Below are 23186 nucleotides of genomic sequence, written 5' to 3'. Positions count from 1 at the left end.
GACGAGGGTTGTCAGAACCCCCGTGTTTAAACGGACTGCAGATGAATTCAGTTCAGAATGGCTTCCCGACATCGCGCATTGAGGTGTTGCAGCGCCTGGCGGGCCAGTCGGGCGAAGTAGTCGGCGGCGGGGGCAATCAGCGCCTCATCCGGGGTAAAGCTGGCATGGTGCAGACCAAAATCACTGGCGCTGCCGATGCTGACAAACGCACCCGGCACCTGTTGCAGATAGAACGCAAAATCCTCACCCAGCAGATGCAGTTCGGCAGACTGCACCCGATAGCCTGCCTGCTGCGCGACATCACTGCTGAAGGTTGCCCAGTGCGCATCGTTGATTAGCACTGGCGGACCGGGATGCCAGCTCAGGGTCGCCTGCGCGCCATTGGCCTCAGCAAAGTGCTCAACCAGCGTACGCACCCGCTGTTCCAGTTCGGCACGCAGCTGTAAATCGTGCGTTCTCGCCGTGCCGCCAAACTCCACGCCGCCCGGCAATACGTTCCAGCTTTTGCCGCCGTCGATGCGGGTAATGCTCAGCACCAGACTGTCCAGCGCACTAAAGCTGCGGCTGGTGAGTCCCTGTAAGGCCTGGATAATCTGGCTGGCGGTGACAATACTGTCCACGCCCTGCTCCGGATACGCGGCATGTGCGCCTTTGCCGGTGACGCGAATAATAAATTTGTCCGTATTGGCGTAAAACGCCCCGCAGCGGGTAGCAAACGTACCAACAGGCAGTGAAGGCTCGTTGTGCATGCCGAAAATAGCCTGCACCTCATCCAGCACGCCCGCCTCGATAAACTGGCGTGCTCCGCGTGCAATCTCTTCTGCAGGCTGAAACAGGATGCGCACCCGACCAGGCAACTGATCGGCCTGTTCGTTAAGCTGTAACGCCGCGCCCAGCATCACAGCGCTATGGAGGTCGTGACCGCAGGCGTGCATCACACCGGGATGACGGGAGTGAAAACGCACACCGCTCGCTTCATGGATTGGCAAGGCATCGATGTCGGCGCGCAGGGCGATGACGGTCTCTCCACTGCCAATTTCCGCCACAAGACCCGTCTCAAGGGGATAGTCGAGCAGCCGGATGCCCGCCGCCTGCAACCAGCCCCGCAGTCGGGCGGTGGTGGCGAACTCCTGACCCGACAGCTCTGGCCAGGTGTGCAGTTCACGCCGCCATTCAATCAGTTGTGATGCATTGCTCATGATGACTCTCCACTCAGACTCAGGCTGCAACCAGATGCTGTGTAGCCAGCAACTCCAGTGACTGCAGGCGGGCAACCGGCTCGGTAATCGGCGTGTCGATAACGAACTCATCAATGTCGAAATTATGGTGCAGCGCATCCAGCTGGGCATGAACCTGTGCTGCGGTACCTTTCAGCAGTGACGGCGTGCGCGGCTCAATCTGATAATCGCGATATCCACCCTGCCGCACATAGCGCTCAGCCTGTTCCAGACTGGCGACGTTAACGCCAGGCCCGTCTTTCACCGACACATGGTAATGACGCAGCGTGGAAACCAGCAGGTCAGCCTGGGCGGGCGAGTCGGCTACCACCACCTGAACAGCCACCAGTGCGCGCTGGCCGTTACTGAGGCGAGAGAAGGTACTCAGTGCATGCTCCAGCAACTGGCGGTCGCCATTGATATGAGCTGCAAAGACGAACTGCCAGCCCAGACTGGCCGCCAGCCGCGCACTCTCTTCACTGGCACCCAGCAGAAAACGGTTAGCGGGACGTGATGGCAGCGGCGTCGCGGCTAAACCTTCGTCATCAGGCTGTACCTGTGTATGTTTAAGCCAGCTATCCAGCAGCTGAAGCTGTTCGGCAAAGCTGCCTTTTTTAGCCGCATCGACACCCTGTTGCAGTGCATGGGTAGAAAGTGGCAGTCCGCCCGGCGCTTTGCCCACACCGAGATCGATACGGCCCGGTGCCAGTGAGGCGAGCAGATTAAAATTTTCCGCCACTTTATACGGGCTGTAATGCTGCAACATCACCCCACCCGAGCCGACACGAATATGGCGGGTCTGGGCAACGATCCAGGCAATCAACACTTCCGGTGAAGGACTGGCGAGCTGCGCAGTATTGTGATGTTCCGCCAGCCAGAAGCGGTGATAACCCCACTCCTCAGCTAACTGCGCCAGCTGCAGCGTGCGCTGCAGTGCTGCTGCAGGCGACTCGCCCTGCAGCACGGGCGCTTTATCTAACAGACTTAGTCGATATGCCATTCACCTGGTCCTTGTTCATTCCGGTTGCGGACCAGTGTGCTGCGCAGTCGATTATTGGTAAAACATCATATTGTTTTATGCTTTATTGAATTCGTCATAATGGGGAGATAATGACGTCGACAGGAGATAATCAGGCGCTGGGGCTGGATATCCGGGTGATATTTTGCGTTTAACGCTCTTCTTGACCTGATGATCATCTGCTTAAAGCCAGCGCGTGGCAAAGTTATGCAGAAAATCGTCTTATGTTTTTTCAGGCGGGCGTCTGATTTAATCAGAGATTATGTGTCAGACAACCTCTGGAATATGATTAGCTGGTTTACGCCTTCATTCAGGCCATTACCTTTGCCGCTGGCGTCTTTATCATTCTGCAGGGCGTGCGTTTAATTCTGGCCGAAATTGTCCCGGCTTTTACCGGCTTTTCAGAAAAACTGGTGCCAGAAGCCAGACCCGCGCTCGATTGCCCGATTGTCTTTCCCTATGCGCCGAATGCGGTGCTGGTTGGCTTTATCTCCAGCTTTGTCGGTGGCCTGGTCGGACTGTTTGTCCTGGGTCAGCTGCATTGGGTATTGATTCTGCCCGGTGTGGTCCCTCACTTCTTCTGTGGTGCGACAGCTGGCGTGTTTGGTAATGCAACCGGCGGCAAACGCGGAGCAATCTGTGGTGCCTTTGCTCATGGCCTGTTGATCACCTTCCTGCCTGTCGCCCTGTCGCCCTGTCGCCCTGTCGCCGGTACCCGGACAGACTGGACTGACCAACACCACTTTCCCGGATACAGACTTTGGCGTCACAGGCATCCTGCTCGGTAATATGGCGCACTTTATGAATAAGGGAACCATCACCCTGATTATCAGCGGCATTTTTGGTCTGCTAGTGGTTTATAACTTCATGGCTAAAAAGAAGGTTCCTGCTGAAACGAACGAAGTGTAATGAGGCACTGTAATACTAACCGACCGGTTTGGCCGAACCTCCGGTATTCCCACAGTGACTGACCGCAGTACGCCCATCCTGATATCGATTAATGTCAGTTTTCCTCCTTTGTTTTACCCACACGGTAATGCACAACTCTAATGCACCCCTCATTTCTGATTCAAACCGGTCCTGGTTTCTCATAAAAGAGGACTATTCCGAACGCAAAAAGTGATCTGAATCACACTTTCAACATTAGACATACTAATAAATAAAATTTAACAACAAAACAATTGAATGATAATGATTAACATTTACACTCTCATCCGCATATAACAAAGCGTTAAACGCTGCAAAATCCACAAATAATATGCGGTATTTTCTCTTTTTAGGATGAAAACACTAATCCACGTAATGGTCAGGGTTTTTATCTGGTTAGTTAGTTTTATGTTTACTGGAGTTGTTGAGCGGATTTCTAACGCTGCTGACGTTGTGTCGGCAGGGTCACTGGTATTCACGCACAGGAACTGAAAATGCTTTTACGCTCATCCACTCAGACGGCACTGGACCTCGCGCCAGCCTCCAATGCCAGCGGAGCCGAAACGGCTATTTTTAACGATCAGCAACTGGCGGCCTGGTCGCAGCAGACTCAGGAGGTGCTGGCGCTGATGACGCGCACCGTTACTGGCGTAGAGAAGCCTTTCAGCGGGATTCTGCCCCACGAACTGGCGGCGGAGTTCAGCGAGGTCGATCTCGATCGTCCGCTGGGCAATAACGATGACGCGCTGGCAGAGCTGAGTCAGCTCTATCTGCGTGACGCTGTCTGGTTCCACCATCCTAAATACCTGGCGCACCTGAACTGCCCGGTCGTGCTGCCTTCTCTGATGGCCGAGCAGATTATGGCGGCGGTAAACAGCTCGGTTGATACCTGGGATCAGAGTGCCGGCGGCACGCTGATTGAACAGAAGGTGATCGACTGGACGCTGGGCCGTATTGGTCTGCCTGCCGGATCGGATGGGATCTTTACCAGTGGCGGCACCCAGTCCAACCTGATGGCGATGCTGCTGGCGCGTGACAGCTGGTGCGCGGAACATCATCCGGGGCATCTGATTAAGCATCGCGGCCTGCCGGAGACGGCATCTAAGTGGCGGGTGTTTACCTCGAAACTCAGCCACTTCAGTATTCAGAAGTCGATGGCGATTCTGGGACTGGGCTATGACGCGGTTATCGCCGTTGATCACGATGACCACTACCGTATGGACGCAAAATGTCTGGAAGAGGAGATCGCACGCTGCCGCAATGAAGGGCTGATCCCGATTGCCGTGGTCGCCACCAGCGGCACCACCGACTTTGGCAGCATCGATCCGCTGCCCGACATCGCCCGTCTCTGTGACGATTATGGTCTCTGGATGCACGTTGATGCCGCCTACGGCTGCGGCCTGCTGGTTTCTGAGAATCATCGCGCGCGGCTTAACGGCATTGAGCGTGCTGACTCCGTCACTGTCGATTATCACAAATCGTTCTTCCAGACCGTCAGCTGCGGTGCCTTCTTTGTGCGCGACAGCCAAAACCTGAAGCATGTCACGCACCATGCAGATTACCTGAATCCACTTAGCGCTCAGCAGGAAGGCACGCCGAATCTGGTTAACAAAAGTATTCAGACCACACGCCGTTTTGACGCCCTGAAAATGTGGCTGACACTGCGCGTGATGGGCCCCGCGGCGCTGGGTGACGCCTTCGACACGCTGATAGATCTGACCCAGGCCGCGCACCAGCGATTAACTGCGCATCCTGCCATTGAAGTGCTGCATGCGCCTGAACTGACGACCCAGATTTTCCGCTACGTTCCCGGCAAACATGCCAGCGATGCGCAGATTGACGAGATCAACGCTGCCATCCGTAAAGCGCTGTTCCGTTCCGGTAATGCGGTGATTGCGGGCACCAAAGTCAATGGGCGTCAGTATCTGAAATTCACCCTATTAAATCCCACCACGACCACGGCCGACATTGAAGATGTACTGAGCCTGATTGCGCACTATGGCCGCGAACAGGTGCGTGCCTCTGCGCTGAGCGCGGCGAATCATGGAGAGATGTGAAATGAATAATCCCGTTTATGACTTTATTGGTATCGGCATCGGCCCGTTCAACCTGAGCCTGGCCTGTCTGAGCGAGCCGGTTGAGGGGCTGAATGGTCTGTTTCTGGATGAGAATCCGGGCTTTGACTGGCACACCGGCATGATGCTGGAAAATGCGCATCTGCAGACGCCGTTTATGGCCGACCTGGTGACGCTTGCCGATCCTACCAGCCCGTACAGTCTGCTCAACTACATGAAGGAAAAGGGAAAATTATACTCTTTTTATATCCGTGAAGACTTCTTCCTGATGCGCAAAGAGTATAACCAGTACTGCCAGTGGGCCAGCTCAAAACTCTCTAATCTGCGCTGGAACAGCCATGTCGAGTATGTCAGCTATGATGAGCCCGCCGGGATCTATCATCTTCAGGTGACCGACACCCGAAGTGGTGAAAAACAGCGCTATCAGGCGCGTCATCTGGTCCTCGGCACCGGGCCAAAAGCCTGGATGCCAGCGTGCAGCCAGCCGCACCGCCAGCGCCTGACGCACTCCAGCCACTATCTGGCTAACAAAGCAGAATTGCAGCAGAAACGTTCGATTACGGTGCTGGGCAGCGGCCAGAGCGCCGCAGAAATCTACTACGACCTGTTGACCGATATTGACCGCTTTGGTTATCAGCTCAACTGGATCACCCGCGCGCCACGCTTCTATCCGCTGGAGTACACCAAGCTCACGCTGGAGATGACCTCACCGGAGTGGGTCGACTATTTCCACGCGCTGCCCGCCACCACCCGTGATGAGCTGAATGCGCGCCATAAGAATCTCTATAAAGGCATCAACAGCAGCTTAATCAATGACATCTATGACCTGATGTATGTGAAACAGCTCGACGGTGATCTCAACGTCAACCTCTTCACCCACTCCGCGCTGACCGCGATGCGCTGGCTGCCGCAGGGCGAATTCGAGTTGACGCTGCATCAGGAGGAGCAGGATTGCACCTTCACCCGTCGCACCGAAGGACTGGTGATGGCGACCGGCTATCACTATCAGCCACCGATGTTTTTAGAGGGCATCACCGCACGCCTGCGCTGGGATGAAAAAGGCCGCTACGACGTGCAGCGCAACTACAGCATCGACCATCATAATCAGATCTTCGTGCAGAACGCCGAGCTGCATACCCACGGCTTTGTCACGCCGGATCTCGGCATGGCCTGCTACCGTAACTCTGTGCTGCTGCGTGAACTGACCGGACGCGAGGTCTACCCGATTGAGCGCCAGATCGCCTTCCAGACCTTCCCGGCTAAATCGGAGCACTGAGATGAAATCACAACCATTGTTCAGTGCCGATCGCCCTGCAGGCACGTTCACCCTGAGACCCATGCTGGAGAGTGATGCGACGCTAATCCACAGCTGGGTCACCCGCGATTACGCCCGCTTCTGGGGCATGCAGCAGCAGAGCCTAGAGCAGGTCGCGACGTTCTACCAGACGCTGACCGCATCCGATCCTCATGCCGTGCTGATTGGCTGCTGCAACGATCAGCCCGTCTGCCTGATTGAGTGCTACCGCGCGTGTGACGACGAGGTTGGCAAGTTTTATCCGGCTGCGCCTGATGATTACGGCATGCACATTCTGATTGCCCCGGCCAGCCAGCCGATCAAAGCCTTCAGCTGGCAGGTCTTCACGCTGGTGATGGACTATATGTTCAGCCGCCCCGAGGTGCGGCGCGTGGTGGTCGAGCCGGACGTGCGCAATGAAAAAATTCACGTACTGAATAAGCGCGCCGGGTTCCGCTACCAGCACACCATCGACATGGGTCATAAAACCGCCTGGCTGGCCTTTTGCCAGCGGGAAGATTATCAACACGCGTTACAGCAGGAGTCGCAGACCATGAACACCCTCTCATCACTGACAGACGGCACGCATCTGACGGGCGACCACTGGGCGCAGGCAAACCGCATGCTGATTCGCAAAGCGATTGCTGAGTTCGCGCATGAAAAAATCATTGCGCCGCAGGAAACGGGCAATGGCAGCTATCAGCTGGCGGTGCCGGGCGGAGAAGCGACTTACCATTTCCGGGCGTCGCGGCTGGCGCTGGATCACTGGGAGATCGACGCAGATTCCCTGCGCAAGCAGGAGAACGGTCGCGCGCTGCCGCTGGATGCGCTGAAGTTTATCGTGGAGTTCAACGGTGAGATCGGGATTCCGCAGGCGCTGCTGGCGACTTACATGGAAGAGATCAGCAGCACGCTGTGCAGCAGCGTTTATAAGCTGCAGAAGAATAATCCCGACAGCCAGGCGCTGGTCGCAGCTGATTTCCAGACGGTAGAAGCGGCGATGACTGAAGGCCACCCCTGCTTTGTTGCCAACAACGGACGTATTGGCTTCGATGCACAGGACTATCTGGCCTATGCGCCGGAAGCCGCCGCGCCCGTGCAGCTCATCTGGGTCGCGGTCCACCGCCGCAACGCCCATTTCTCCAGCCTCAACGAGTTGAGCTATGAGCAACTGATGCGTGATGAGCTGGGCGACACTACCGTGGAACAGTTCAATGCGCAGCTGGTGAACAAAGGGCTGGCGATTGAAGACTATATCCTGATGCCAGTACATCCGTGGCAGTGGCAAAACAAACTGCTGACCGTGTTTGCGGCCGATATTGCCAGTCACGATATTGTTTATCTCGGCACCGGCGACGATGCTTACCAGGCGCAGCAGTCCATCCGTACCTTCTTTAACCGCAGCCAGCCCTCAAAACGGTATGTGAAAACTGCGCTGTCGGTGCTTAACATGGGCTTTATGCGCGGTCTGTCGCCCTACTATATGGCGACGACACCTGCCATAAACGGCTGGCTGGAACAGCTGGTCGCGGGCGATGCCTGGCTGAAACGCTGTGATTTCCGCATCCTGCGTGAAGTCGCGTCAGTTGGCTATCACAACCGCTACTATGAGCAGGCGATCAAAGGCGACTCCGCCTATAAAAAGATGTTTGCGGCGCTGTGGCGGGATAATCCTGCCACCAGCCTGCAACCGGGCCAGCGTCTGATGACGATGGCCTCTTTCCTGCACGTCGATCACCACCAGCAGCCACTGTTGCCCGCACTGATCGCGGACTCCGGCTTACCTGCGAAGCAGTGGATCGAACGCTATCTGACCTGCTATCTCAGCCCGCTGCTGCACTGCTTCTATCAGCACGATCTGGTGTTTATGCCGCACGGTGAAAACCTGATCATGCTACTGGAGAACAACGTGCCGGTCAGCGCCTATATGAAGGATATCGGCGAAGAAATTGCCGTGATGAACCCGGACGCGATGCTGCCGGAGGGCGTGCAGCGTCTGGCAGTAGAAGTGCCGGAAGAACTTAAGTTGCTCTCCATCTTCACCGATGTGTTTGACTGCATCTTCCGCTTTATCAGCGCGATTCTGGACCAGTCAGAGACGCTGCCGGAAGAGGATTTCTGGCAGGCAGTGGCGCAGTGCGTGAAGGATTATCAGCAGGCGCATCCGGAGCATGCGACTAAGTTCGCGCGCTATGACATGTTCGCGCCCGAGTTTACCCGCTCCTGCCTGAACCGCCTGCAGCTGGCGAATAACCAGCAGATGATCAATCTCTCCGATCCCGCCGAGAACCTTAAGTTCGCCGGTACGCTGGTCAACCCGATTGCCCGCTGGCGCTAAGCGTTACACCGTCACTCGATAATTATGCGGTCACCCTGGTGGCCGCTTTTTTAATGGTTTTATTGCAGGAATCTTCAATGGCTTCTTTTCAACCGCTGGCACAGCTGTCCCGACGACATCTGATCTTTCCGCTTTCTCTGGTGTTGTTCGAGTTCGCCACCTATATCGCTCATGACATGATCCAGCCCGGCATGCTGCTGGTAACCCAGGAATTTAAGGTCGGGCCGGAGTGGGTTTCCACTTCGCTCACCGCTTATCTGGCCGGTGGCATTCTGCTGCAGTGGCTGCTGGGTCCGCTCTCAGATCGCATCGGGCGGCGTCCGGTACTGCTCAGCGGCGTGGCTTTTTTTATGCTCTCCTGCATCGCGACCCACTGGGTACAAAGCATTGAGCAGTTTGTCCTGCTGCGGTTTCTGCAGGGGATCAGCCTCTGCTTTATCGGTGCAGTAGGCTATGCGGCGGTACAGGAGGCGTTCACGGAGTCGCTCAGCATTAAAATGATGGCGCTGATGGCCAACGTCGCCCTGCTGGCCCCGCTGGCCGGGCCGCTGGCGGGCGCGGCTTTTCTGACCGTGGGAGAGTGGCGAACCCTGTTCTGGCTGATTGGTGCTGTCGCGGCGCTGGCGCTGGCCGGACTGTGGTATGCGATGCCTGAAACGGCGGGCGATCGTCAGAAACCGCTGTCGCTGGGATCGATTATCAGCGGTTACGCGGCGTTGCTGAAGGATCGTCAGGTGATGCGTGGTTCACTGGCTATCGGCCTGGTCACCGTACCCTGCATCGCCTGGGTGGCGCTTTCACCCGTGATTTTGATCCACGGCGCGCAACTCAGCCGCATCGACTATGCCCTGCTTCAGCTGCCGGTCTTTGCCGCGATGATTGCGGGCAACCTGATGCTGGGACGATTGTGCAGCCGTCTGCCGATTGAACAGCCGGTACGGCTTGGTGCCTGGCCAGTGGTCTGCGGACTGAGCATTGCGGTGGTCGCTACTCTGCTGGATCCGCAAAGCTATCTGTGGCTCACTGCCGGAATGAGTCTCTATGGCTTCGGCACCGGGCTGATTAACGCCGGACTGTATCGCATGACGCTGTTTTCCAGCCGCGCCGGAAAAGGCAGCGTGGCGGCAATGCTGGGCATGGTGAGCATCCTGATTATTGCGCTGGGCATTGAAGCCGCCAAAATCGCGTATTTCAGCTTTGGAACCGGCGGCTTTAGCCTGGTGAACCTGATCTGCGGCCTGCTGTGGCTGGGACTGGTGAGTGCGTTCCTGCGTGCCGGACAGCGTAAGTTGTGTGCCGAATTGTAATGACGCTACTGCAGGTCGTTAAGAAAATATAAACCCGCGGAATGGCAGATGTTTATTTGCCATTCCGTAAATTTGAACATCTGTAAATTCCCACCCACTCCCGTATTTATTATTTTCAGATAAGCTTTGACCAAATCGTTACTTTATCTGTGTGTTGCGTCATTCGATGATGATTCCGCCTGCTGAGGCAATTAATAACAAAGGAATTTATCATGACGACGTTATTCCCCCTTAAACCACGCGCACAGACGCTGTTTTTTACGTTACTTGCCGGGACGCTCACCTTCAATGCAGCCGCCGCGCCGGTTAAAGGCGGCACGCTGATTTATCTGGAACAGCAGGCACATACCAATCTCTATCCGCCCGCCGGGGGCTTTTACCCTAATGGCGGCATTCTCAATCAGATCACCGATAAATTAACCTGGCAGAATCCTGAAACATTACAGGTTGAACCCTGGATTGCGGAAAGCTGGACCACCAATGCCGATAAAACCGAATACACCTTTAAATTACGTCCTGGTGTGACTTTTTCCGACGGCACGCCATTAGATGCTAACGCGGTGGCGAAAAACTTTGATACTTACGGGCTGGGAAATAAAGCGCTGCGCCTGCCGGTATCGGAAGTGATTAATAACTATGATCACAGTGAAGTGATCGACCCGCTGACGGTGAAGTTTTATTTCAAAAAACCCTCCCCCGGCTTTTTGCAGGGCACCGCCACCATTGGTTCCGGCCTGGTGTCGCTGAATACTCTGGCACGCAGTTTCGATCAACTGGGTGATGCCCGGCATATCATTGGTTCCGGGCCATTTGTGGTCAGTGATGAGAAGCTCGGTCGTGAAGTGGATCTGGTGGCGCGCAAAGAGTACCAGTGGGGCCCGAAAAACATAAAGCAGCAGGGTCCGGCTAATCTCGATGGGATTAAAGTGATTGTCACGCCGGAGGACAGCGTGCGTATTGGTGCGTTGCTGGCGGGACAGGCGGGCCTGATCCGTCAGGTGCAGGCATACGATGAGAAGCAGGCTAAAGATCAGAATTTCCCGGTTTATGCCGCACCGACCCGGGGCGTCAACGACAGCCTGAGCTTCCGCCCCGACAACCCGCTGGTGAGTGATATCCGGGTGCGTCAGGCGCTGCTGCACGCCACCAATTCGAAACAGGTGGTTGAAACCCTCTTCTCTCCCAACTATCCGCAGGCAACCTCGGTCGTCGCGACCACCGCTGCGGGCTACGTTAACCTGGCGGACAAACTGACGTTTGATCTGGCGAAAGCGAAGACCTTGCTCGACCAGGCAGGCTGGAAACCGGGTGCAGATGGCATCCGTGAAAAAGCGGGCCAGCGACTGGCTCTGACCGTCTATGAATCCCTGCCGCAGCCGCAGAACAAAGAGGTCCTGCAACTGGTCGCCCAGCAGTGGCGACAGGTGGGGGTTGCCCTCACCGTCAAAGCCGGTGATGCAGGCAGTAAAACGCTGGATAACCTGGATCCTCTGAAAACGCCGCTGAATGTCACGGAAGTTGGCCGCGCCGATCCCGACGTGATCAAAAGCAGTTTCTACCCGGCTAACCGCGACAGCCTGCTGCAGAAAGGCGGCTCCAGCGACAAAGTAAAAAGCTTCCGTGATGACAAACTCAATCAGCTGCTGGTGGACGTCTCCTCCGAAGTGGATCCGGCAAAACGGCTGCAGCTGACCGGTGATGTTCAGCGCTATCTGCTGGACCAGGCCTATGTGATTCCAATCTTTGAAGAACCGCAGGTTTATGCGGGCGCGCCCTGGCTGAAAGGGGTCAGTTTTGAAGCGGTAGGCCGTCCGGCGCTCTATGGTGCCTGGCTGGAAAAACAGTAACCGGAGGTGAGGATGCGCCACTATCTGCTGCAACGCGCCGGTCTGGGACTGCTGGTACTGTGGGCTGCGTTTACCCTGTCTTTTGTGCTGTTGCAGGTGCTGCCGGGTGATGCGGTGCTGATCAAATTTCAGAATCCGGATCTTGGCCTGAGTCCCCGGCAGATTGCTGAAATGCGCCAGGCCTATGGCGCAGACAGCCCGCTGTGGCAGCAATATTTGCATACGCTGGCGGCGATGCTGCATGGCGACTTCGGCTATTCGGTGCAGGCGGGCGTGCCGGTCAGTGAACTGCTGACCAGCAACCTGCCCGGCACGCTGCGACTGGCGCTATGCGGATTTCTGCTGGCAACGCTGCTGGCTTTCGTGCTGGCGACTCTCTCAAGGCTGCCCGCCCTGCGCTTCCTGCGTAATCTGCTGCAGTCCCTGCCCGCGCTGTTTATCTCCGTGCCGACCTTCTGGCTCGGCATTGCCCTGATTCAGCTCTTCTCATTTCAACTGCGCTGGATTCCGGTCATTAATCCCTCGCCGTGGCAGGGACTGGTTCTGCCCATCATCACCGTCGCGGTTCCGATCTCAGCGCCGCTGGCACAGATTCTGCTGCGCAGCATTGATGAGGTTTCCACCCGGCCTTTCGTGGCGGTGGCGCGGGCCAAAGGCGCGAGCGAGCACTATGTCCTGTGGCGGCACATCCTGCGTAACGCGATGCTGCCGGTGCTTACCGTGGCGGGTCTGCTGCTTGGGGAACTGATTGCCGGTGCGCTGATTACCGAAACGGTGTTTGGCTTGGGTGGCTTGGGTCAGCTGACGCAGCAGGCGGTGAACAATCAGGATGTCGCAGTTTTACAGGCGGTGGTCATGATCTCCGCGCTGGGTTTTGTGGTGATCAACCTGCTGGTCGATCTGCTGATGCCGCTGTTTGATCCGCGCTTACAGCTCTTAAGAGGTGCAACATGAGTCTGGTAGATTACGCGGCCGCCCGTCAATCCGTCCCGTCTGAGCGTTATCGCTTCGCGCCGGGCTTGTGGCTCGCCCTGTTCGTGATGCTGCTGGCCGTGCTGGCGGCCCTTTTCCCGGCCCTTTTTACCCAGGCCAACCCGCTGGAAGGCATCGCGGGCGCACAGCGGCTGGCACCGCAGGCCGGACACTGGCTCGGCACCGATCAACTGGGCCGCGATCTCTTTGCCCGCATCGTTTACGGCGCGTCACATTCCCTCTCTGCCGCCGTCATGTCAGTGGCCATCGGCCTGCTGGCCGGAACCGCGCTGGGCGTGATGGCGGGCGCCACGGGCGGCAAAACTGAATCGATCGTGATGCGCGCCGTGGATGTATTACTGGCGATCCCGTCCCTGCTGCTCTCACTGAGCGTGCTGATTCTACTCGGCTTCGGCACCCTGAATGCCGCGCTCGCAGTGGGCATCGCCTCCATTGCCAGCTTCGCCCGGCTGGCGCGGGCCGAAGTGGTGCGTATTCGCCATAGCGAGTATATCGAAGCCGCTTACGGCAGCGGCGGCCGGTTTTTTAGCGTGCTGTGGCGTCACATTCTGCCCAATGCGCTGACGCCGGTGATCGCCTATGCAGCCCTGCAGTTTGGTCAGGCGATTCTGGCGCTGTCGACACTGAGCTTTCTCGGCTACGGCACGCCGCCGCCGGTCCCGGAATGGGGTCTGCTCATCGCTGAAGGGCGTAATTATCTGGCTACCGCCTGGTGGCTGACCACATTTCCTGGTGTGGTGGTCGTGGCTGTCGTGCTCGCGGCGAACCGCATCAGTCAGCAACTTTCAGGAGGACGCCGATGAGCGCTCAGCCGTTACTCGCAGTCAACAACCTGACGCTAAGCTATCGCCGCGGCAACCAGTGGCAGCCGGTGGTGCATAATGTCAGCTTCGAACTGCACGCTGGTGAGATGGTGGCACTGGTCGGGGAATCCGGTTCAGGTAAAACCACCACGGCACAGGCCATTATGGGCCTGATGGCGGTAAACGGCCGCCGCGAAGCGGGTGAAATCCGACTCAACGGCGTCGATATCAGCCAGTGGTCGCAGAAGCGTTTTGACTCGCTGCGCGGTGCGCGCATCAGCCTTGTACCGCAGGATCCCGGCAATTCACTGAATCCGGTTAAAACCGTCGGCGAACAGGTGGAGGAGATTCTGCACCTGCATCTGCGATTACCGGCAGCACAGCGCAGGCAGCGGGTCATTGATCTGCTGACCCGCGTCGGTCTCAGCCACCCGGAACAGCGGGTCAGGCAGTTTCCGCATCAGTTGTCAGGCGGCATGAAGCAGCGTGTTTTGATCGCCATCGCCCTCGCCCTGCAACCGGAGATCATTATTGCGGATGAGCCGACCAGCGCGCTGGATGTCACGGTGCAGAAGCGTATTCTCGATCTGCTGGATGACCTGCGGCAGGAATCCAGTACCGCCGTGCTGTTCGTTACCCACGACCTGGCGCTGGCGGCGCAGCGTGCAGATCGCATCATTGTTTTTCGCCATGGTGAAATCCAGGAGTCGGGCCGCACCGCCCAGGTCATCAGCGCGCCATCACATCCCTACACCCGTCAGTTACTGAATGATGCTGCGCCGGAGCGCCCCGCCCGCGTTAAACCTGCGGCCGCCCGTTTTTCTGCCCCGGCAATTCGGGCAACCGGCGTGATGAAAAGCTTTTCGCTGGGTAAACAGCAGCGATTACAGGCGCTGAACAATGTCAGTTTTCAGGTGGCACGCGGCACCACGCATGCGCTGGTCGGCGAATCGGGATCCGGCAAAACGACGCTGGCACGTATCGTTCTGGGCTTTGAAACCGTCGATAGTGGCGCAGTGACGCTGGACGGCATTGTGGTCAATGGATTGCGCGGCGAGGCATTGCGACAGCTGCGCCGCAAGATCCAGTTCGTCTATCAGAACCCGTTTGCCTCGCTCGATCCGCGCCAGACGCTCTATTCCATTATCGAAGAACCCCTGCGTAATTTTGACAAGTTGGACCGCAGCCAGCGCCGTGAACGGGTGGAAGCGATCACCTCGCGGGTGGCACTGCCACTTTCCCTGTTATCACGTCAGCCACATGAACTTTCGGGCGGACAGCGGCAGCGTGTAGCCCTGGCGCGGGCGCTAATCTGCGAGCCTGAAATCCTGGTGCTGGACGAGGCGACGTCGGCGCTGGATGTCACGGTGCAGGCACAAATCCTTGACCTGTTGCAGCAGCTTCAGGCCGAACTGGGGCTGACCTATCTCTTTATCACGCACGATCTGGCGACGGTACGACAGATTGCCGACAGCGTAACCGTTTTAAAAGTGGGCGAAGCGGTGGAACAAGGTGACGTTGTCACTATATTCAGCGCACCTCAGCATCCCTACACGCGCGAACTGATTGGTGCGATTCCGCCACTCGTGCCGTTAACGCATAAGGAGTCAGCATGAGCCAACGTCTCGGATTTTTTACCCGACTGCTGGATAACGTCCCGGCTAAACAGCGTTATCAGCTGGCCATTGAGCAGATTCAGCATGCCGAGCGCTGTGGCTTTGATGCGGCATGGATTGCTCAACATCACTTTCATAAGGATGAGGGCGGACTGCCTTCGCCGCTGGTTTTTCTGGCGCACGCCGCCGCCCATACCCGTACCATCCGGCTCGGCACTGCCATCATCACGCTGCCGATGGAAAATGCATTACGGGTCGCAGAAGATGCTGCAGTACTGGATTTGCTGTCGGACGGACGGCTGGAGATCGGGCTGGGTTCGGGCGGCACGCCGGACTCGTTTTTACCCTTTGGCTTGACGTTTGCCGAACGCGGCGCGGCATTTGCAGACAATCTGCATACGCTGCTCAGTGCCTGGCGCGGTGATTCGCTGGGACATCCGGACAATCATCTCTGGCCCGCCGCGCCGCAGCTCGCCGGACGGGTGTGGATTGCCACCTTTTCGGTTGAGGGTGCAATCCGTGCCGGCCAGGGCGGACACGGTCTGATGCTGTCGCGCACCCAGCCACGGCCAGCAGGCCAGGCAGAACTTACGCTCGATGCGCTGCAGAATCCGCTGATTGATGCCTATCTCGCGGCACTTCCGGCGGGAACTGAGCCGCGTATTCTTGCCTCCCGCACTGCATTTGTCGCGGATTCAGACCACTACGCACGTCAGATCGCTGAACCTGGCATTCGCAAGCAGGCTGCTCAGCACCGTGGCGAAATCCGCGGGGAGAGCTTTGATGACCTGCTGGCACAGTTTGATGCCCATGTTGGCGGCATCGATCAGGTCGCGCGCTCGCTGGCGCAGGACAGCGTGCTGCCTCGCGTCACCGACATCTCATTCCAGGTGCATTCAGCAGAGCCTTCGCATGCCGACACGCTGCGCTCGATTGAGCTGATTGCCGGACATATTGCGCCCGCACTTCGTGCTGCTGGCGAACCAGACAGGAGAATTTCATGAGTCAACCTGACGATTTGATTGCCGCACTGGCGGATATCGATCCCGATTCCGGACTGGCCCACGCGCGGCAGACGCGTCACGCCGCGACGCGCCATGCCCAGGGCAGCTACAACGTGTTATTTGACCAGGGCGATGACGATTTTCCGTTAGCCGAGCGGCGTCTTCTGGCCGCAAAAGTCGCAGGCTGGCATGCCCGGTCGGAGCTGCAGACGCACTATCAGCCGCAGCAGCCCGTGCCCGATAGTGATCGGATCAGCGCCGCGCTGGACTTCGCGCATCGCCTCACCTTTGAGCCGGTTGCCGCGACACCTGCCCATCTGGAGACGCTGAAGCAGGCGGGATGGACCCCGCGCGGCATTGTCACGCTGGCACAGCTGGTGGCGTTCGTCAGTTTTCAGAGCCGGTTAATCACAGGCCTGCGCAGCCTGCAGGGCCATGAAGCAGCGGGTGAAGCTGCCCCGGTCGTCGCCGGTCACTGGCACGAGGCATTAAAAACCGCCAGCGGCAAAACGGCGCTGACCGCGTTTACACAGCAGGAACTCGGCTGGGAGCCGTGGCTGCCCGCCAGACCGCTGGCTGAATTCAGTGAGGAGGAGCAGGCGACACTGGCAAAATTCGGTCACACCGACTCCGACTATTTCCGTCTGCTGGGGCGTAACCTGCCGCTGCTGGAGCAGCGTACCCTGACCGACAAAGGCATTTTCTACACCGCTGGCGGGCTGCCGCGCGCCGAGCGTGAGCTGGCCGCCACCGTGGTCAGTAAGGTCAACGGCTGTATTTATTGCGCCTCGGTTCATGCGCGTAAAGCCAGCCAGCTTTCAAAGCAAGATGACGCAATACAGAAACTGCTGAATGTCGCGCCCGGCGCAGTGTTATCCCACGGACACACTGCCCGCTGGCAGGCGATCATCGCCTTTTCGGCGGCGCTGTCGCTGACCCCATCGCAACCTGGCCAGTCGCAGATCGCTGCACTGCGCGAGCAGGGTCTGGATACACTCGCCCTGCTCGACCTGATTCAGTCCACCGCCTTCTTTGCCTGGGCCAATCGCCTGATGCTGACGCTGGGCGAGCCTTTTCTGCCGGAACAACAGGGATAAACATGACATTGCCTTTAACTGAACAACTGGTGCAGTGGCGTCGCGAGCTGCATCAGCATCCGGAACTTTCAAACCATGAATTTGCCACAACTGAACGTATTACCCGCTGGCTTGAAAAGGCGGGTATCCGGCTGTTGCCGCTGGGACTGAAAACCGGCGTGGTGGCAGAAATCGGTCATGGTGAATCACTGATTGCCCTGCGCGCGGATATCGATGCGTTGCCGATTGATGAAATCACCGATCGCCCGTGGCGATCGCAGACGCCGGGCGTCATGCACGCCTGCGGTCACGACGTTCACAGCGCGGTAATGCTGGGCGTCGCCCTGCAGCTTAAACAGCAGGAAGCCACGTTGCCAGGCCGGGTGCGGATTCTGTTTCAGCCCGCTGAAGAGACGTTTAATGGCGCACGTCAGCTGATGGATGCCGGTGCGCTGGAAGGCGTAGAGGCAATATTTGGCCTGCACAATGCGCCCGACCTGCCGCTCGGTACACTGCGTAGTCGGGCGGGCGCGTTTTATGCCAACGTTGATCGCTTTGTGATCCGCGTTGAAGGTAAAGGCGCGCATGCGGCACGACCCCAGGAGGGCATCGATTCGATTGTGATTGCCAGCCATATTGTGACCGCTTTACAAACCCTGCCGAGCCGGGTATTCAGCTCGCTGGAGACGGTGGTGCTGAGCGTGACGCGCTTTACTGCCGGGAATACCTGGAACGTGCTGCCGCAAAGCGTTGAGCTTGAGGGCACCGTACGCACCCACAATGCTGAGATTCGGACGCAGATCCCACACCGCATACGCTCGCTGATTCAGGGCATCGCTGCCGGATTTGGCGCGACTGCTGAGCTGGAGTGGTTCGCGGGGCCACCTGCCCTGATTAACACGCCAGGCTGGGTGGATGTGGCGCTGGAAGTCGCACACCAGAGCGGCTATCTCGCAGAGCATGCTGAGTCGCCGCAGATGGGCGGAGAAGATTTTGCCTTCTATCTGCAACAGGTGCCGGGCGCATTTGTCAGCATTGGCAGCGCCAGCGAATTTGGCCTGCATCACGCCGCCTTCGATCCGGATGAAGCGCTGATCGGCCCGGCGGTGGAATACTTCACGCAGCTGGTACCACGTGCGTTGCAGATTGTGGCGGCGCGATGACCAAAAAAAGGAGTGCAGCTATGTCTGTTCCGGTTCCTCAACCGATTCTGGATCACGCGGTGATTAACGTGGCCGACCAGCTCGACAGCGCCAGCGCGCGCTTCCGGCGGCTTGGCTTTCAGCTCACAGAGCGCGGTCATCATTCGCTGGGTTCGAGTAATCATCTGGCCATTTTTGGCGAAAATTATCTTGAGCTGCTTGGTTATGAACCCGGCAAAGGCAACCAGCGCGCCGATCTCTGGCAATCGCCACTGGGATTGAGTGGCCTGGTGTGGAAAAGCAGTGACGCCGACAGTGAGTTTCAGCATCTGGAACGTCAGGATCTGGATGGCGATCCGCCCGCCTCTTTTCATCGTCCTGTCGATCTGCCCGACGGTACGGTAACTGAAGCGCATTTTCGAACCGTCAGGCTGCGCCCTTCGCTGATACCCAATGGCCGCAGCTTTTTTTGCCAGCATCTGACGCCTGACGCGGTATGGCAGCCTGCATGGCAACGTCATCCTAATGGCGTGCGGAACATCAGTGAATTTATCATTGTGGCGCAGGATCCGGCGCATTCGGCTCAGGTTTATAGTCGTCTCTTTGGTGCCGCAAAAGTGCTTGCCTGCCCTGAAGGCGCTTTTGTGCTGCGCGCCGGTGCCGCCACAGTTCGGTTTGCGTCAGCAGAGTATGCGCAACGTCGCTTTGGTCCGCTACCAGAAGACTATGATGGCAGCGCCCGGATGGTTGCGCTGGGTTTCGAGACCGGGAATCTCGCGCAGGTCAGAAACGCACTGCAGGCAGGTGAGATTGCTTTTCAGGAGCACACTGAGGCGATTGTCGTGGAGTCAGGTGAAGGGTTTAATCTGGCCCTGCGTTTTACGTGAAGTGCGGGCCTGAGATGTGATAAAAAACGCCTCGGCTGAGGCGTTTTTTTATCAATTGTAGTGTTACGTCATAATGACGTTTAAAGTTCGATCGGCCTTTGAAAGTCGTCTTAAATCAAAAAAACAACGATGGTGACAGGCCAAACCGCGCGCACAATGCCCGTATGTGTGACACGGTCAACTGACGTTCGCCGCTGAGGATTCGGCTGACCAGCGACTTTTTGCCAATTTCATTTTCGAAGTCACTCAGGCTGAGGTTGTGCTGCTCGATCAGTACCCTCAGAACGCCAGGCCCGGTGCTGATTTCACGCTGGCGGCTATTAAAGTCGGCCATCGCAGGATCATTATCTTCATAATGAGCAATGCGGGCACAAAGCAAATCTACCAGCGGATTATTCGGCTCATGTTCAATAAGGTATTCGACCAGTTCCAGTGCTCCTTCATAATCATGTCGCTGGTTGCTGCCGGCCAGCAGCGGCACCGCTTCTGCCAGCTGATTTGACAGCCTGATAGCTTCAGTATTCATTCGGTTACCTCCCGATATTTCTTAACAAGCTTGTCGTACTCAGCGTGAGTGCAGATATGTTTGATGAAGATTTTGCTGCGCTCAAAATCCGCGAAAAATATCACGCGCAAATGGTTGCCACTGACGTCAATGACCCACCATTTAGCGCGATACTTCATACGATCAAGGCTTGCATAAAGCGCCCTGAGATCGTCAGGACCACTGAAATCGCCCTGTCTGAGGTGGCGGTAAAGCAGATCCAGTGCTGCCGCTGCATTGGGATATTTTCTGGCCGCCTCGTCAAACGGCACGCGTGAAATAACATGCATTCCATTGGCTCCTGACTGTTTCCATTATGGAAACCATCTTCTCAAAACGGCTGAGCGTTGACAAGCTGGAAACGCAGAAACCCGCTTGTTCCCGAGTCCTTAATACGCCTTAAGCTGATGTAAAAATGCTGGCAGAGGCTTCACGAATATGAGAATTGATAAAGGGTTGCTGATACAAATCATCAAAATGCACAGGCAACATTGCACTTTGCTGTCGGACGATAGTGCTGCCTGTGCTCTGAAATCTTTTTCTGAAAAAATTATGCCAACAGCGGCGAGAGTTAGATGGCTGGATAAAAAAACGCCTCAACCGAGGCGTTTTTCACAGGCTTACCCGCGCAGATAAATCAGAAAGTGTAGCTTGCGGTTACCGCGAAGTTGCGTGGCTGACCGTAGACAACGGAGCTGGCCACGTTGGTGTCATACTCTTTGTCGAACAGGTTATTGAGGTTGCCCTGCAACGACAGATTTTTGTTCACCTGATAGCGGGCAAACAGATCAACCAGTGCATAGCTGCCCTGACGGGCGCGCCATGTGCTGTTGCCTTCCGGTCCACCGACGTCGTTCCAGATATGTGTCTGCCAGTTCACGCCGCCGCCCAGCGTAAGCTGCTGCAGCATCGGCAGGCGATAGCTGCTGAACAGATTAAAACTGGTCTGCGGTAACTGCGGATTAAAGGTGCTGCCATCCAGGTTTTCCGCTATGTAGCGCGTGCCGCCAAAGGTCATCTGCCAGTTGTCGGTCAATGCGCCATTGACTTCAAACTCGACGCCACGACTCACTACGCCTTTACGGCCAATGTAGGCAACATCGCCTGAACCCTGAATGGTCTGGGTGGTGGCTTCTCCGACGTTATCCAGTTCGGTGCGGAATACAGAAACAGAGGCAGTCAGGCGACTGTCCATCCAGTCAGATTTCAGCCCGGCTTCGTAGTTTTTCCCGATAACCGGCGACAGATAAGCGCCACTGGCATCGCGATAATCCTGAGGCTGGAATACCGAGGTATAGCTGGCATAAGCAGACCAGTTTTCAGCAAAGTCATAAATCAGCCCGCCATATGGGGTAATGTTATTCTCTTCCGCTTCCCCGCCTGGCGTTTCACGATTCCAGTTGGTGTATCGCGCGCCCAGGATCAGGTGCAGCGGATCGGCAAGCGACAGACGGGTCGCCATGTACGTCGACTTCTGGCGAACCAGCTGTGTATCGCTGGCGGGCAGACGTGGCGTCCAGTCAGATTCCGGGTACTGGCCATTGAAATCGTTATAGTTGCCCAGCGACTCAGAGGAAATATTCTCAAAGGTGCTGAAGTACTTATTATCCTGGCGAGTATAATTGACGCCCACCATCAGCTCGTGCTGACGGCCCAGCAGTTCATACGGGCCGCTGGCAAAGGCATCAACGGCATCTACTTTGCGTTTACCGGTGTTATAGCCGGTGCCGCCCACCACGGGATAGTTGGCATAGGAAGAGACGCCCGCGCCCGTGTTGCGATCGAAATAGCCATCAAGATAGATCTGCTTACTGTCCAGACGCATATCGGTGTGCGTGCCGTTTAACGTCAGGTTCCAGCCATTGTCGAAGTCCTGCTTCAGGTTCACAAAGACTTTACGGTTCTCTTTATCGTTGTAGGCCCAGTCTGGTGCCGTGTTGTAGCCGCGACGGGTATGAATCTGCGTGCCGTCGGTGTACCAGCGCGGTGCGCCGCCCCACATCGTGGAGTCTGTATTAACCTGGCTGAACTCATAACCCACCGAAAGCGTGGCAGAGTCAGTCAGATCAGCGTCAACCACGCCATAGATAAACTGTTTTTTTGCACCGTAGCGCTCAATGAAACTGTTGTTGTCCTGCCAGCCGGCGACCATGCGGCCACGAACATTGCCGGACTCACTGAGTGGCGCGGAAAGATCGGCGACGTAGCGTTGCTTGTTCCAGCTGCCATAACTGGCGGAAACGGTGCCACCGAACTCTTTACTGTCCGCGTGCTTGCGCACCATGTTGATGGCAGCAGACGGATTGCCCGGCCCGGTCAGCAGCCCGGTCGCCCCACGTACCACTTCAACGCGCTCATACAGCGCCATATCGGTCTGTGCATCGCCCAGATTCCAGCGCTCCGCAAAGGCGGTAGGAATGCCATCGACCATGTAGTTATCGATCAAAAAGCCGCGCGCATAGTAGTTAGTGCGGTCCATATCGGCGCTGATACCCTGAATGCCGGTGGTGTTGGACAGCACATCATTCAGTGACTGGAGTTGCTGATCGGACATACGCTGAGTACTGACGATGCTGACGGACTGCGGCACATCACGTACGGTGCCCAGCATTTTAGTACCGGCACGGGTAACCGGAACGCTGTAATCTGTTGCCGGTGACGTTGTCACGACATCATCGGCTGACGCGCTGACCGTCAATGTCTGACTATCGCTGGCGGCCGGTGTGGACGTTTCTGCAGCGCGGACGACGTTATGCGCCAGCGACGAGGCGACGATGACGGCCAGTAAAGAGAATCGGAATGGGCGTTGCAGAGCAGGCTTACCCGTAACCCTGGGGTCATGAAGATCGAAAGTGTTCATTAATTCCTCAATTATCTTTATGTTTTTATGTTGCCACTGTCACGACCTTGCATCCTGCGGGCATCGCTGCCCTGCTTTGGGTTCGAGGAACCAGAAACCCTTTCCGTAAGCGCCTGTGCGCGGGTGTGATGAACTTTCAAAGCAAATGAGAAATATACGCATTGCGATTATCATTGCAAGATTTTGTTAACAAATAATGCGAGTTTTTTCAGGATTTCGTCTGTGCGTTCAGGTTTTT

17 protein-coding genes and 1 pseudogene are annotated in these 23186 nt (G+C 56.9%); 13 read left to right on the top strand and 5 right to left on the bottom strand.

Annotation, left to right across the window (positions count from 1 at the left end; translation table 11 throughout):
* Positions 1 to 47: 47 nt before the first annotated feature.
* Together F3I20_RS06855 and F3I20_RS06850 are read right to left on the bottom strand one after the other, a co-directional pair.
* Positions 48 to 1199 carry an amidohydrolase gene (locus tag F3I20_RS06855; protein ID WP_150037406.1) on the bottom strand — a complete coding sequence of 384 codons (1152 nt, stop codon included), beginning with the start codon at positions 1197 to 1199 and terminating at the stop codon, positions 48 to 50.
* A 19-nt stretch (positions 1200 to 1218) separates the two neighbouring features.
* Positions 1219 to 2217, bottom strand: a complete 999-nt coding sequence (locus F3I20_RS06850; RefSeq protein WP_150037407.1) for an MsnO8 family LLM class oxidoreductase — start codon at positions 2215 to 2217, stop codon at positions 1219 to 1221.
* A gap of 311 nt (positions 2218 to 2528) precedes the next feature.
* Between F3I20_RS06850 and F3I20_RS06845 the strand changes: the two are divergent.
* From F3I20_RS06845 to F3I20_RS06785, 13 genes and pseudogenes are all read left to right on the top strand, one after another.
* Positions 2529 to 3144 (top strand): annotated as a pseudogene (locus F3I20_RS06845) (PTS transporter subunit IIC); the annotation flags it as partial.
* Positions 3145 to 3656: 512 nt separating this feature from the next.
* Positions 3657 to 5219 (top strand): pyridoxal phosphate-dependent decarboxylase family protein, encoded by a 1563-nt coding sequence (locus F3I20_RS06840; protein ID WP_150011555.1) that lies wholly within the window; start codon positions 3657 to 3659, stop codon positions 5217 to 5219.
* A gap of 1 nt (position 5220) precedes the next feature.
* On the top strand, positions 5221 to 6513 hold the full coding sequence (locus tag F3I20_RS06835) for a lysine N(6)-hydroxylase/L-ornithine N(5)-oxygenase family protein (RefSeq protein WP_150011557.1): 1293 nt from the start codon (positions 5221 to 5223) through the stop codon (positions 6511 to 6513).
* A gap of 1 nt (position 6514) precedes the next feature.
* Positions 6515 to 8869 carry a GNAT family N-acetyltransferase gene (locus tag F3I20_RS06830; RefSeq protein WP_150037408.1) on the top strand — a complete coding sequence of 785 codons (2355 nt, stop codon included), beginning with the start codon at positions 6515 to 6517 and terminating at the stop codon, positions 8867 to 8869.
* A 77-nt stretch (positions 8870 to 8946) separates the two neighbouring features.
* Entirely contained in the window at positions 8947 to 10176 is a 1230-nt protein-coding gene (locus F3I20_RS06825) for an MFS transporter (protein ID WP_150011561.1), read from the top strand.
* Positions 10177 to 10388: 212 nt separating this feature from the next.
* Positions 10389 to 12023 (top strand): TIGR04028 family ABC transporter substrate-binding protein, encoded by a 1635-nt coding sequence (locus F3I20_RS06820; protein ID WP_150037409.1) that lies wholly within the window; start codon positions 10389 to 10391, stop codon positions 12021 to 12023.
* A 12-nt stretch (positions 12024 to 12035) separates the two neighbouring features.
* Complete coding sequence (locus F3I20_RS06815; protein WP_150011565.1) at positions 12036 to 12977, top strand: ABC transporter permease; 942 nt, start codon at positions 12036 to 12038, stop codon at positions 12975 to 12977.
* Positions 12974 to 13819 carry an ABC transporter permease gene (locus F3I20_RS06810; RefSeq protein ID WP_150037410.1) on the top strand — a complete coding sequence of 282 codons (846 nt, stop codon included), beginning with the start codon at positions 12974 to 12976 and terminating at the stop codon, positions 13817 to 13819. Before F3I20_RS06815 ends, F3I20_RS06810 begins: the two co-directional genes overlap by 4 nt.
* On the top strand, positions 13816 to 15435 hold the full coding sequence (locus F3I20_RS06805; protein ID WP_150037411.1) for a dipeptide ABC transporter ATP-binding protein: 1620 nt from the start codon (positions 13816 to 13818) through the stop codon (positions 15433 to 15435). The genes F3I20_RS06810 and F3I20_RS06805 overlap by 4 nt, the downstream gene beginning before the upstream one ends.
* On the top strand, positions 15432 to 16439 hold the full coding sequence (locus tag F3I20_RS06800; RefSeq protein ID WP_150037412.1) for a putative FMN-dependent luciferase-like monooxygenase: 1008 nt from the start codon (positions 15432 to 15434) through the stop codon (positions 16437 to 16439). Before F3I20_RS06805 ends, F3I20_RS06800 begins: the two co-directional genes overlap by 4 nt.
* Positions 16436 to 17536 carry an alkylhydroperoxidase domain protein gene (locus tag F3I20_RS06795; protein WP_150011573.1) on the top strand — a complete coding sequence of 367 codons (1101 nt, stop codon included), beginning with the start codon at positions 16436 to 16438 and terminating at the stop codon, positions 17534 to 17536. Before F3I20_RS06800 ends, F3I20_RS06795 begins: the two co-directional genes overlap by 4 nt.
* A gap of 2 nt (positions 17537 to 17538) precedes the next feature.
* Positions 17539 to 18678 (top strand): amidohydrolase, encoded by a 1140-nt coding sequence (locus tag F3I20_RS06790; RefSeq protein WP_150011575.1) that lies wholly within the window; start codon positions 17539 to 17541, stop codon positions 18676 to 18678.
* Positions 18679 to 18698: 20 nt separating this feature from the next.
* Positions 18699 to 19544, top strand: coding sequence for a VOC family protein (locus F3I20_RS06785; RefSeq protein WP_150037413.1), 846 nt, complete (start codon positions 18699 to 18701; stop codon positions 19542 to 19544).
* Between the two features lie 115 nt (positions 19545 to 19659).
* Here F3I20_RS06785 and F3I20_RS06780 read toward each other — a convergent pair whose 3' ends face one another.
* From F3I20_RS06780 to fhuE, 3 genes are all read right to left on the bottom strand, one after another.
* Positions 19660 to 20070, bottom strand: a complete 411-nt coding sequence (locus tag F3I20_RS06780; protein WP_150037414.1) for a helix-turn-helix domain-containing protein — start codon at positions 20068 to 20070, stop codon at positions 19660 to 19662.
* Entirely contained in the window at positions 20067 to 20378 is a 312-nt protein-coding gene (locus F3I20_RS06775) for a type II toxin-antitoxin system HigB family toxin (RefSeq protein ID WP_150011581.1), read from the bottom strand. The genes F3I20_RS06780 and F3I20_RS06775 overlap by 4 nt, the downstream gene beginning before the upstream one ends.
* A 347-nt stretch (positions 20379 to 20725) precedes the next feature.
* Positions 20726 to 22948, bottom strand: a complete 2223-nt coding sequence (gene fhuE / locus F3I20_RS06770; protein ID WP_150037415.1) for a ferric-rhodotorulic acid/ferric-coprogen receptor FhuE — start codon at positions 22946 to 22948, stop codon at positions 20726 to 20728.
* Positions 22949 to 23186 lie beyond the last annotated feature (238 nt).

The organism is Candidatus Pantoea gossypiicola (assembly GCF_008632075.1).
GTDB classification, from domain to species: Bacteria; Pseudomonadota; Gammaproteobacteria; order Enterobacterales; family Enterobacteriaceae; genus Pantoea; species Pantoea gossypiicola.
Note: the sequence above shows the minus strand (reverse complement) of the source record. Positions and strands in the feature narration are given on the sequence as shown.